Annotated in this window: 10 protein-coding genes; all 10 read left to right on the forward strand. The window is 64.5% G+C overall.

Annotated features, from left to right (window positions below; genetic code table 11):
• The first annotated feature begins 12 nt into the window (after positions 1-12).
• A complete protein-coding gene (gene xerC, locus OXS31_RS09020; protein ID WP_007161382.1) occupies positions 13-906 on the forward strand; it encodes a tyrosine recombinase XerC in 894 nt (297 codons plus the stop codon).
• Positions 903-1,595 carry an HAD family hydrolase gene (locus OXS31_RS09025; RefSeq protein WP_027598162.1) on the forward strand — a complete coding sequence of 231 codons (693 nt, stop codon included), beginning with the start codon at positions 903-905 and terminating at the stop codon, positions 1,593-1,595. The genes xerC and OXS31_RS09025 overlap by 4 nt, the downstream gene beginning before the upstream one ends.
• A 989-nt stretch (positions 1,596-2,584) precedes the next feature.
• A complete protein-coding gene (locus OXS31_RS09030; RefSeq protein ID WP_027598161.1) occupies positions 2,585-3,964 on the forward strand; it encodes a hypothetical protein in 1,380 nt (459 codons plus the stop codon).
• A gap of 44 nt (positions 3,965-4,008) precedes the next feature.
• Positions 4,009-5,181, forward strand: a complete 1,173-nt coding sequence (locus tag OXS31_RS09035; protein ID WP_007161385.1) for a DegT/DnrJ/EryC1/StrS family aminotransferase — start codon at positions 4,009-4,011, stop codon at positions 5,179-5,181.
• Between the two features lie 19 nt (positions 5,182-5,200).
• Positions 5,201-6,736 (forward strand): oligosaccharide flippase family protein, encoded by a 1,536-nt coding sequence (locus OXS31_RS09040; protein ID WP_007161386.1) that lies wholly within the window; start codon positions 5,201-5,203, stop codon positions 6,734-6,736.
• A 1-nt stretch (position 6,737) separates the two neighbouring features.
• Entirely contained in the window at positions 6,738-7,673 is a 936-nt protein-coding gene (locus OXS31_RS09045; protein WP_007161387.1) for a glycosyltransferase, read from the forward strand.
• A 57-nt stretch (positions 7,674-7,730) separates the two neighbouring features.
• The gene (locus tag OXS31_RS09050) at positions 7,731-9,944 is read left to right on the forward strand and encodes a polysaccharide biosynthesis tyrosine autokinase (protein WP_027600348.1); all 2,214 of its coding nucleotides are present in this window, start codon (positions 7,731-7,733) and stop codon (positions 9,942-9,944) included.
• 47 nt (positions 9,945-9,991) lie between these two features.
• On the forward strand, positions 9,992-10,522 hold the full coding sequence (gene rfaH, locus OXS31_RS09055) for a transcription/translation regulatory transformer protein RfaH (protein WP_027598159.1): 531 nt from the start codon (positions 9,992-9,994) through the stop codon (positions 10,520-10,522).
• Positions 10,523-10,554: 32 nt separating this feature from the next.
• Entirely contained in the window at positions 10,555-11,553 is a 999-nt protein-coding gene (locus OXS31_RS09060; RefSeq protein ID WP_144955000.1) for a glycosyltransferase, read from the forward strand.
• A complete protein-coding gene (locus tag OXS31_RS09065; RefSeq protein ID WP_074583500.1) occupies positions 11,550-12,797 on the forward strand; it encodes a glycosyltransferase family 4 protein in 1,248 nt (415 codons plus the stop codon). The genes OXS31_RS09060 and OXS31_RS09065 overlap by 4 nt, the downstream gene beginning before the upstream one ends.
• Positions 12,798-12,813 lie beyond the last annotated feature (16 nt).

The following is a 12,813-nucleotide window of genomic DNA, read 5'->3' on the forward strand; positions in this document are numbered from 1 at the left end:
CGGGAGCGGAGCATGCAGGTCCAGCTCGATGCCTATCTCGATCATCTGCGCCTGGAACGCCAGGTTTCGCCCCACACCCTCGACGGCTACCGGCGCGACCTGCGCAAGCTGCTGAGCTTCGCCGAAGCCGAAGGCCTGGGCGACTGGGGCGGCCTGGACAGTCGGCGCCTGCGCGCCCTGATCGCCCAGCTGCACCGGGCCGGCGCTTCCAGTCGCAGCCTGGCGCGGCTGCTGTCGGCCTGCCGCGGCTTCTATCTCTATCTGATCCGCGAAGGCCACTGCAGCCAGGACCCGGCCCACGGCCTCTCGCCGCCCAAGGCGCAGAAGGCCCTGCCCAAGGTGCTCGATGTCGACCGCTCCATGCAGCTGCTCGACGGCGCCGTGGAGGACGACTTCCTCGCCCTGCGCGACCAGGCCCTGCTGGAGCTGTTCTACAGCTCCGGGCTGCGGCTGTCCGAGCTGGTGGGGCTGGACCTGGCGGATGTGGACCTGGCCCAGGGCCTGGTCCAGGTGCGCGGCAAGGGCAACAAGGAGCGGGTGCTGCCCATCGGCAGCAAGGCCCGCGACGCCCTGGAGACCTGGCTCAAGGTCCGGCTCCAGGCCGCACCGCGTGACGACGCCCTGTTCATCGGCCAGCGCGGTCTGCGCCTGACGCCCCGCGCGGTACAGCTGCGGGTGCGCGAGGCCGGCGTGCGCGAGCTGGGCCAGCATCTGCATCCGCACATGCTCAGGCACAGCTTCGCCAGCCACATGCTCAGTGCCTCCGGCGATCTACGCGCGGTCCAGGAGCTGCTCGGCCACGCCGACATCGCCACCACCCAGATCTACACCCACCTGGACTTCGGCCAGCTCGCCGAGGTCTATGACAAGGCGCACCCCCGCGCCAAGCGCAAGGCCAGCCGATGACGATTCGCCTCGTGACCTTCGACCTCGACGACACCCTCTGGGAAATCGCCCCGGTCATCCACTCCGCCGAAGCCCTGCTGCGTGACTGGTTCGCCGCCTCCGCGCCGCGGCTGGGCAGCGTGCCGGTCGAGCACCTCTGGGCGATTCGCGATCGCCTGCTGCAAGAGGACGCCGGTCTCAGGCACCGCGTCAGCGAGCTGCGCCGCCGGGTCATCCATCAGGCGCTGCTCGATGCCGGCTATGGCGAACCCGAGGCGGCGCAGCTGGCCGAAGCCGGCTTCGCGGTCTATCTGGCCGCCCGCCAGCAGGTCACCCTGTTCGACGACGTCCATCCCACCCTGGAGCAGCTAGCCGATCGCTACACCCTGGGGGTGCTGACCAATGGCAATGCGGACGTCCAGACCATCGGCCTGGCCGACTATTTCCGCTTTGCCCTGAATGCCGAGCAGCTGGGCATCGGCAAACCCGATCCCACGCCCTTTCGCGAAGCGCTGCGCCTCACCGGCATTCCCGCCGAAGCCACCGTGCACGTGGGCGATAACCCCGTGGATGACGTCCAGGGCGCCCAGCGCGCCGGCATTCGCGCCGTCTGGTTCAATCCCCTGCAGCATCCCTGGCAGGGGCCTGGCCAACCGGATGCGGAGGTCCGCAGCTTGAGCGAGCTTCCCGCCGTCCTGGCAGGCTGGTAAGCCAGCGGAAAACATTAGCAATACTAAATAGCGAAAAGCTGATTTATTTCCGCTCGCCAGCCGTCTACTAGACCCCTGGGTTCTGTTAACCAATCGCCAAAATATTCGTCACATTTATTGCCTTGCCTGGCAGAGGCTTTGCGACTCCCTTCACCAAAAGCTTCGGCCTCGGCCGTTTTTTTGCCAAGCACACCTCATTTGGCCGCCGATTCACCCGGATCAACGGCATTAATAGTCGTCTCGCTGGCCGGATTTGCCGTTCGGACCTCGCGTTGACAGTCCAAACCCTTTTGACAATCATTGCCCCAGGTTCGAAGTAGCGCTGGGATTGCGCGCTGAACCTGCTGCCGTACAGGTCAGGGAAGACAGCATTACCTCCCCTCCTCTGCGTCTCGCCGATGGCTTTTCAAGTTCCTGTTTTCTGCGTTGTCAGGTCTTGATATCGGTAAATAACCCTCTGTTCATCCCGTCCAGGTGCAAACCCGTGCGGTAGCCATGTCCCGACCGGACCGGTTACCACCCAAGACACGGCAAACCTGTGCGGTAGCCATGCCCAGGCACTGGACAGCAGGGGACGATCACCGTGCCAGCGAGCACCTGCAGGACTACATGGATGTCACCTGAACTGGACTTAACTCTTTTCGCTCATGCCACTTCAGTCTTGCCTGCAACAGGCGGGCGAGTGGCTGCCCAGCCAAACGAACTTCAGCACCCTTAAGGCGGCACGCAGTGTGGCCGGAATCAGCGGGTAAAGATCGAAAAGTCTTCGGCAGATGGCCGTGAGCAAGTTGCTGTACACCCGGCGCCGATACTTTCGAATTAATTACCGGCAATGGCTGGCACCGGTACTGACCGACGTTCATCAGCCGGTCACTCAATCAATAAAGATTAAAACGATCTCTTGAATTTCTTGCTGACTGCCGGGCACTGCGAAAGCCAGTTTCTACCACGTTAATTGCGCCCTGATTGCGCACAGAGAGGATGCCCCGATGGCAAGGAATGATCTATCGGAATCGACATTAGGATGTCTAATTGGCGGCGCCGGTCCGGCGGGCCTGGGATTCCTGTTCAATGCCATCAAGCGTGGCGCCCTCGAGCAACTGGCCCAGGCCGGCACCATCATCGTCGATGCCGGGACCGAACTCGGCGCCGGCAAGCTGGGTGACTATCAGATCATCGCCAACTCGGTCAGCGACGTCTTTCTGGACTGCCTGCGCGATCCCCTGCTGGCGCCCATCCTGGCCCCGCTGCAGGCCTCGCCGACCTTTCGCCACCTCAAGCTGAATTCCCAGGAAGCGCCGGCGCTGCCCATCGTCGGCCAGCTCTTCCAGCAGGCCGCCGGCCTGGTCCTGCCCTGGCTCGAACGCCAGTACGGCATCCCCACCTGGCGCCAGACCCGCATCACCGAAGTCACCTGCGAAGGCTCGAGCTATGTCGTCTGGCTGGAACAGGCCGGTGCCATCCGCCGCGTGCGCACCTCCAGCCTAGTCCTCAACCTGGGTGGCCAGCAGACCCGCCACAGCTTCGAGGAAAGCATCCAGGCCATGGGCCTGCAACTGCCCCAGAGCGCCTCGATCGACAGCTCCGACAATCTGCTGCGCCTGCAACCCGAGGCCCTGCGCCAGCGCTATCGGGCGCGCCTCAAGGATGGCGGTCCGATCTGCGTGGTCGGCGGCTCCCACAGTGCCTTCTCCGCCCTGGACAACCTGGCCAGCGCCCTGCACCACGATGGTCTGCGCGAGCTGACCCTGGTCCATCGCTCGCCGATCCGGCTGTTCTACGAGACCGCCGCCGAAGCCCTGGCCGCCGGCTACGACTTCGACCCGATCCAGGACATCTGCCCCATTTCCAAGCGGGTCAACCGTTCCGGCGGACTGCGCTACCGCGCCCACGAGATCGGTCGCCAGGTCCTTGCCGGTCAGGGCATCGGCGGCACCCCGGTCAAGGTCAGGACGCTGCAGCTGGATGGCAGCGCCGACCAGCTCGCCAGCGCCCAGACGCTGTTCGACAGCGCCGCCCTGCTGGTCCAGGGCATGGGTTACCAACCCATAGTGCCCGAGCTGCGCTGCCAGGACGGCCGGCCGCTGACCCTGCGCACCCTGCGCGGCGGCCTGGACTCCGACGCCGCCGGCAGTCCGCTGGACCAGCACGGCCAGCGCCTAAAGGGCCTGCACCTGTTCGGCCTGGGCTCGGGATTGGCGGTGGATCCCCGCCTGGGAAGCGAAGCGTCCTTTTCCGGACGCATCTACGGGGTCTGGCAGTTCCACAACGATGCCAGTCGCGAGGCCCTGGAGTCGGTTCTGGAGCGCCTGGACAAGCCCGGCGCCTCCTTCCGGCAACCGGCCAGCCCGGTCGCCGAGCACGCTTGACCGAACCGACACGTATCAAGGACTCGATAAGCAGGTACCGGATCATGATCAATGTGACCAAGCCCTACCTTGGCGATAAGGAACGCTTCAAGGCGTATATCGACAAGATCTACGCCAACAACTGGATCACCAACCAGGGCCCTTTGCACGCGCAACTCGAAGAGCGCCTGCGCGACTATCTGGGCGTCAGAAACATCATCCTGGTCAACAACGGTACCCTGGCCCTGCAGGTCGCCTATCGCGCCCTGGGCCTGACCGGCAGTGCCATCACCACGCCGTTCAGCTTTGTCGCCACCACCAGCACCCTGCACTGGGAAGGGATCCGGCCGGTGTTCGCCGACATCCACCCGGAAACCTGGAACCTGGATCCGGCCAACGTCGAGGCCGCCATCGAGCCTGATACCTCGGCCATCGTCGCCACCCACGTGTTCGGCAATCCCTGCGACGTCCGCGGCCTGCAGCAGGTCGCCCAGCGCCACGGCCTGAAGGTCGTCTACGACGGCGCCCATGCCTTCGGCACCCTGTTCGAAGGCCGCTCGGTACTGCAGTGGGGCGACATCACCACCGTCAGCTTCCACGCCACCAAGCTGTTCCACACCATCGAAGGCGGCGCGATCATCACCGAGGACGACGAACTCGCCGAGCGCGTTCGCCGCATGATCAACTTCGGCATCGTCGATGCCGAGCGCATCGAGGGCGTCGGCATCAACGCCAAGCTCAACGAGGTCTCCGCGGCCATGGGGCTGTGCATCCTCGACGAGCTGGAAGACATCCTGGCCCGCCGCGCCGTCATCGGTCAGCACTATGAAAGACGCCTGCAGGGCGCCTTCGACCTGCAGCGCCCCACCTACGGGACCCAGCTGAACTACAGCTACTTCCCGGTGGCCCTGCGCGACGAGCCGAGTCTGCTGGACACCAAGAAGGCGCTGAACGCCGTCGGCATCAATCCGCGCCGCTACTTCTATCCGTCGCTGGAAACCCTGGATTACCTGCAGCCCCAGGCGATCAAGCCGGTCTCGCGCAAGCTGAGTCACCGCATCCTCTGCGTGCCGCTCTATCCGGACCTGCCGCAGGCGACCCAGGACCTGCTGATCGACACCCTGCTCCTGGCGCAGCAGAAAAAGACCAGCATGGAATCCCTGCGGGCACTCATCACCCCGGCGCAGCTGCTGCCGAGCTGGGATTTTCCCGGCGACTCCTCTCCTGTTCTAACCTGACCCTGGCCCGCTATCTCCCATGACCAGTCCCGCGAAAGTGTCGGTGTTGCGCAACACCCTGATCAACTATGCCGGCCAAGCCTATGCGCTGCTGATCGGCATCTTGATCCAGCCGATGTATCTCGGTCATCTGGGTGCCGAAACCTATGGTCTGATCGGCTTCTTCGCCGTGCTGCAGACCTGGCTGCAACTCCTCGACGTCGGCATTTCCGCCTCGCTGGTCCGCGACGTCGCCCACGGCCGCGGTCAAACCGGCGCGGGGCGTACCCGCGGCCAGCTGCTGCGTTCGCTGGAATTCATCTTCATCCCCCTGGCGACCCTGGCCTTCGTCGCCATCGAGCTGAATGCGGAGTGGATGGCGGGGCACTGGCTCAACGTCCAGGGCCTGCCAACGGAAACCGTGGCCCACTGCATCGGCCTGATGGGGCTGATGATCGCCTTCCGCCTGCTGTCGACCCTGTACAAGAGCGGCGTCCAGGGGGTCGAGCTGCACGGCTGGCTGAACATGGTCAACGTGCTGATCGCCACGGTGCGCTACTTCGGCGGCCTGGTCCTGGTGATGTGGATTTCCCAGGAGCCGCTGGACTTCTTCGTGTTCCAGGCCTTCGTCGCCGTGTTCGAGATGCTGGTCTATGCGCTCAAGGCCTATCGCCTGCTGCCCAACCCCACCTGGTGGAGCGGCTTCGACTGGCAGCGGGTCAAGCCCATCGTGCCCTTCGCCCTGAGCATGTCCTTTACCTCGATCCTGTGGATCGCCCTGACCCAGCTCGACAAGCTGGTGCTGTCCAAGGCGCTGCCCCTGGCCGAGTACGGCTACTTCAGCCTGGTGGCGTTGATCTCCACCGGCATCGTGACCCTGACCAATCCGCTGGTGCAGGCGCTGTTGCCACGCATGACGGTGCTGGTGTCCCAGGACAAGCCGCTCGAACTGGAACGGCTCTATCGCAACGCGGCGCGCTTCGCCTTCGCCATCCTGCTGCCGCTGGCGGCCATGGTGGCCTTCCATGGCGAGGCGCTGGTCTTCGCCTGGACCGGCGATAAGGTCTCCGCCCACTGGAGCGAGCCGATCCTGTTCTGGTACGCCCTGGGCTCGGCGCTGCTCGCCCTCAGCCAGTTCCAGTTCTACCTGCAGTACGCCTACGGCAAGTTGCGCCTGCACGTCTGGTACAGCCTGGTATCGGCGGCCATCTCGGTGCCCATCGTGATCCTGGTAGTCCTGCACTACGGCGCCTATGGCGCGGCGCTGGCCTGGTTCTTCATGCGCCTGATCCCCTTCGTGATCTGGCCGATGATCGTCCACGGCCGCTTCGCGCCGAATCTGCAGCGCTACTGGAACCAGGATCTGCTGGTGGCCGTGGTGGTGACCGCCATCGGCGTGGGCCTGAGCAAGCTGCTGTACCAAGAGATTCAACCGCAGGAGCGGTTCTCCATCCTGGCCACCCTCGCCCTGGGCGGTGGCCTGACCCTGGTGCTGATGGCGCTGAGCTACGTGCTCTGTTCTCCGAAACAGACCCGCTCGCGCCTGTTTTCCCAACTCTACAAAGCAGGTATCTGACATGGACGCTCGGACCGAAGCAGAGATCATGAAGCACTGGCCGACGAATTGCAGTCGGCCGGTCGCCAGCATCGTCTGCCTGACCTTCAACCATCGTGATTACATCGGCCAGGCCATCGACGGCTTCCTGCGCCAGCAGACCGATTTCCCCTTCGAGATCATCGTCAACGACGACGCCTCGACCGATGGCACCCGGGAAATCCTCCAGGACTACGAGCGCCGCTACCCCCGGCTGATCCGCCTGATCCTGCAAAAGGAAAACCAGTACAGCCAGGGCAAGCCCTATGGCATGCCGGTGTTCCAGCACGCCCGCGGCGACTACATCGCCTATTGCGAAGGCGACGACTACTGGAACGATCCGCGCAAGCTGCAGCTGCAGGTGGACTTCCTGGAGAACAACCGGGACTACGCCCTGACCTTCCACGCCTCCTATGCCTTCAACAGCACGGGGATCGTCAATCCGCAGCGGTTCAATGGCCAGGATCACTACGATCGCAGCGAAACCGACCTGAAGAAGGCTCTGCCGCTGTCGACCCTGACCGCCTGCTTCCGCAACGTCCTGCGCGAACTGCCGCCGGAGCTGGAAACCGCCGCGCTCATGGACATCGTCTGGTGGTCGCTGCTGGGTGCCCACGGCAAGGGCAAGTTCATGGACGAGATCCGCCCCGCCGCCTACCGCGTGCACGAGGGCGGGATCTTTTCCATGCGCGCCAGCCAGAAGCGCCTGCAGATGGATCTCCACACCCAGTACTGCCTGGCCAACTACTACTACCGGCTGGGCGAGCGCGACCTGCACGTGTTCTTCCTGCGCCAGGTCCTGAGTCTTTCGCTGTCCTCGATTCCGCCGACGCAGAAGGTCAAGGCGCTCCTGCGGGCGGTAAGCAACATCACCCTCAACATCGGCCGACGCTTCGCCCCCAAGCGCGTCACCTACTGAACTTACGCAGAGCAGTTTTCCGGCTGCGCTGTATCCAGCTAAAAGGAAGGGACCCCAATGACCGTCATGCAGCGCTCTTCGTTCGAACAACACGAAGAACAACATCTGGACCTCAAGACGATGGCCCTCACGCTTCTTGATCACAAGAAGCTGATCGCGGGCATCACCGCGGGTTTTCTGGCCGTGGGCATCACCTATGCCGTGCTGTCGACTCCGCAATACGTCGCCGGGGCGATGATCCAGATCGAACCCAAGAAGAATGCGCTCACGGCGGTCGCCGAGACCGTGGTGCGACCCAACTCCGCCTCGCCGGCGGTAGCCGAGATCGAGCTGCTGAAGTCACGCGCGGTGCTGACCAAGACCGTGGAGAACCTGCGCCTGGACATCGAGGCCAAGCCGCGTTTCTTCCCGCTGATCGGCCACTACCTGTGGCGCCACTACGAAGCCGAAAAGCCGGGTCAGCTGGCGGACAGCTGGCCGCAACTGCGCGGCTTCGCCTGGGGCGGCGAACAGATCGACGTCTTCCAGTTCGACGTGCCGGACGACATGTACGGTGAAACCCTCACCGTGGTGGCCGGCAGCAATGGTCGCTACCGCCTGCTGGACAAGGACAAGCAGCCCCTGCTCGACGGCCAGGTCGGCCAGATGGCCAGCGGTAACGGCTACCGCATGCAGATCAAGACCCTGACCGCGCGTCCCGGTACCGAATTCAAGGTGACCCGCAACCGCGTCATCACCACCGCGCAGCTCTATCAGAACCGCATCAAGACCAGCGAAGCGGGCAAGGAATCGGGGATCATCTACCTGTCCCTGGCCGACGAGAATCCTGACCTCGCCAAGAGCGTCCTGTCCGAGATCAGCCGCCTGTACGTGCTGCAGAACGTCGAGCGCAGCTCGGCCGAAGCCGCCCAGCGCCTGGACTTCCTCCGTGGCCAGCTGCCGGCGGTGCGCAAGGACCTGGAAAGCGCCGAAGCGGCCTTGAACAACTACCAGACCAACAGCCGCTCCGTGGACATCAGCCTGGAAACCAAGGCGGTCCTGGACAAGATCGTCACCCTCGACACCTCCATTTCCCAGCTCAAGCTCAAGCAGGCCGAATACGATCGCCTCTATACCCGCGATCACCCCAGCTACAAGACCCTGCTGAACCAGCTCGCCCAGCTGGAAGTGGAAAAACGCAGCCTGCAGCGCAAGGTGGAGGCCCTGCCGAGCACCCAGCAGGAGCTGCTGCGCCTGAACCGCGACATGAAGGTCACCAACCAGACCTATCAGCTGCTGCTCAACCAGGCCCAGGAACAGGACATCATCCGTGCCGGCACCATCGGCAACGTACGCCTGGTCGACAACGCCGACGTCAACCTCGACGAGCCGGCCACCAACCGCAAGATCGCGCTGATCCTGTCGCTGCTGCTGGGTCTGGTGACCTCGGTGGTGGTGGTCTTCGTCCGCCAGGCCTTCCAGAAGGGCATCGAAAATCCGGACACCGTCGAGCAGATCGGCCTGCCGGTCTATTCCACCCTGCCCTTCACCAAGGACCAGGAGCGCCTGAACCGTCGCCTGAAGAAGAAGACCCGTACCGGCGAACCCAATCTGCTGAGCGTGGTGCAGCCGGCCAACCTGGCGGTGGAATCCCTGCGCAGCCTGAGATCCAGCCTGCACTTCGCCATGCTGGAAGCCAAGAACCGGGTGATCATGATTTCCAGCCCGACCCCGGGCGTCGGCAAGTCCTTCGTCTCCAGCAACCTCGCCGCGGTGGTCGCCCAGTCGGGTCAGCGCGTGCTGCTGATCGACGCCGACATGCGCAAGGGCTATCTGCACCGCGTGTTCGGCCTGCAGCCGCAAGCCGGCCTGTCCGAGCTGCTGACCGGTCGCAGCAAGCTGCGTGAAGCCATCGTGCCGAGCGGTATCGCCCAGCTGGACATCATCAGCTGTGGTCAGGCCGCGCCGAATCCCTCGGAGCTGCTGATGCACGCCAACTTCTCCCGTCTGCTGGACGAAGTGGGCGGCCTCTACGACCTGGTGATCATCGATACCCCGCCGATCCTGGCGGTGACCGATGCCGCCCTGGTGGGTCGCCTCGCCGGCACCACCCTGCTGGTCACCCGTTTCGGCCAGAGCACCCTCAAGGCGGTGGAGAACTCCCGTCGCCGCTTCGCCCAGAACGGCATCACCATCAAGGGCGCCATCCTCAACGGCGTGCAGCGCAAGGCCTCGACGTCCATGGAAGACGATGGCGTCTACGGCTACTACGAATACGGCCCCCGTACCTGATACGCCGCTCCGTCGCGACCGATAGCCCCAAGAGAAGGAACTCGCCCATGACGCTCGCCCATCCCGCCGGTCACTGGTACCTGGTGCAGACCAAGCCCAATCAGGAGGCCCGCGCCGAAGAAAACCTGAGCAGACAGGGCTATGTCTGCTTCCGGCCCCAGCGCGAGCGCAAGGCGTCCGGCAGAAGTCGCGCGGCCGGCAGCGAATCGCTGTTCCCGGGGTACCTGTTCATCCAGCTCAATGACGTGAACGACAACTGGTACCCCATCCGCTCGACGCGCGGCGTCAATCGCATCGTCAGCTTCGGCACCCAGCCGACGGCGGTGAGCGAAGCCATCATCGACGATATCCGCCAGCGGCTCGCCGCCCTGGCGGAGCCTGCACCCGCCCACCAGCCTGGCGCGGCCGTGCGGATGCAATACAGCCAGGAGCTGGAAATGGACGCCGTGTTCCTGAGTGCCGATGGCAACGAGCGAGCCATCATCCTGCTGCGCATCCTGCAGCGCGAACAGCGGGTCAGCGTCGCTCTCGATCAATTGTCGGCAGCGGCCCCTGTCAGCCAACGGCTGCGCGCCTGACCCAGTACCAAGGCCCTTTGGAGAGTCTCTTCATGCAATGCAAAACCACGGTCGTTACCGTCACCTACGGCAATCGCCTCTGCTACCTGGAGCAGCTCGTCACCCGCGCCCTGGCCGAGCGCACCATTCACCAGGTCATCGTGGTGAGCAATGCGGCGACGGTGTCGCTGGATAGCCTCGAAGCCCGCTGGCCCGGTCAGGTCAAGGTGATCGCCCTGAGCGAGAACACCGGTTCCGCCAACGGTTACGCCGTGGCCCTGGAAGCGGCCCTGGCCACCGACACCACCCATATCTGGATGATGGACGACGATAACGCCCCCCTGGGCGATGCCCTCGACGTTCTGCACCGGCGCCTCGGCGAACTCGGCGCCGTCCATGGCCACGACAAGGTCGCCGTGCTCGGCTACCGGCCGACCCAGCAGGCCGACATCGCCCAGTGCATCCCGACCAAGATGATCACCCAGCCACGTTCGAGCTACTTCGGCTTCCACGTGGCCCGCATCCCCTACAAGATCTGGCGCCGCCTGCCCTGGGGCCGTCCGCGCGGTGGCCAGCCGGAAGCCCTGGTCGAACTGCCCTTCGCCCCCTATGGCGGCATGCTCGCCCACCGCAGCCTCTATGAGCGCATCGGTCTGCCCCTGCGCGAGCTGGTGCTCTATTCCGACGACACCGAGTACACCTACCGCATCACCCAGGCCGGCGGAAAGCTGTTCATGGTCACCGAGGCGGAACTCGAAGAACTGGAGCATTCCTGGAACATCAAGGAAGGCACCAGCAACGTCTACCAGAACTATCTGCAGGCCGGCTCGGACTTCCGCGCCTACTACGCCGCGCGCAACCAGGCCTGGTTCGACAAGAACGTCTGGGCCAGCTCCCGGCCGATGTACAGCCTCAACCGCTATGTCTTCCACACCCTGCTCAAGCTGTTCGCCCGTGACGACAAGAGCCGTCAGCGCCTGGCGCTGATCCGGCAGGCGGTCCAGGACGGCGAAACCGGCGCGCTGGGGATAAACCGCAGCTATCCGCTATGAAACTGCTCTTTCTCAACAGCTTCTATCCGCCCCATGTGGGCGGTGGTGCGGAGCTCATCCTGCAACGCAGCGTGGAAGGCTTCCAGCAGCGCGGTCACGACGTGGCCGTGCTGGTGACCGGTCCCGAGCAGGGTGTGCGGCAGGAGACGGTAAACGACGTTCGCGTCTATCGCGCCGGGCTGAAAAATTTCTACTGGCCCCTGACCCAGCAGCGCCCCGGTCCGCTGGCGCGCTTCGGCTGGCACTTTCGCGACCAGTACAACAGCGCGATGCGGGCGCCCCTGCGCCAGGTGCTGCAACAGGAAAAGCCGGATCTGGTGGTATGCCACAACCTGTCCGGCTGGTCGGTCGCGGCCTGGGACGAGATCCGCGCCAGCGGCGTGCCCATCGTGCAGGTGCTGCACGACATGTACCTGCTGTGCCCGAAGAACACCCTGTTCAAGAAGGGCCAGAGCTGCCAGAAACTCTGTGGCAGCTGCGCGGCCCTGCGCCGGCCCCATGCCGAGCAGTCCGCCAAGGTGGATGCCGTCGTCGGCGTCAGCCGGTACCTGCTGGATACCATCGTGAACAAGGGCTACTTCAGCGGCGTTCCGCGCCAGGTCATCCACAACGCCAGCCTGATCGCCGGCAGCAATGCCGAGACCGCGACCCCCAGTCCGGACGGCGTCGTCCGCTTCGGCTACATGGGCACCCTGTCGGAAAACAAGGGTGTGGGCTGGCTGATCGAGCAATTCCAGCGGCTGTCGCTCAACGCGACCCTGACCATCGCCGGCAAGGGCCAGCTGGACTACGAAGCCCAGCTCAAGGCCATGGCCGATCCGCAAAAGGTCAGCTTCGTCGGTTATCAGAAGCCCGAAGCCTTCTACCGGAACATCGACGTCTTCGTCGCGCCGTCGCTGTGGGCCGAGCCCTTCGGCATGGTCGCCGTCGAGGCCTGTGCCTTCCAGAAGCCGGTCATCGCCGCCCGCATGGGCGGTCTGCCGGAGATCGTCCGTGATGGCGTCAACGGGCTGCTCTGCAACCCCGACGACCGCGACTCCCTGGGCCGCGCCCTGCAGTGCCTGCATGACGATACCGAGCTGCGCCAGCGGCTGAGTCTGCTGAGCCGCACCGCGGTGGCCGATCTGCTGAGCATGGACACCATGCTCGACCAGTACCAGGCGCTCTTCGAGGACGTCCTGGGCAAGGCGCAACACGGCTCCACCAAGCCGCTTCTCGTACCTCACACACAGCTTTCCAACTGATCCACCCCAGGTCACG

Source organism: Pseudomonas sp. GM_Psu_1, assembly GCF_026544185.1.
Classification (GTDB): Bacteria; Pseudomonadota; Gammaproteobacteria; order Pseudomonadales; family Pseudomonadaceae; genus Chryseomonas; species Chryseomonas oryzihabitans.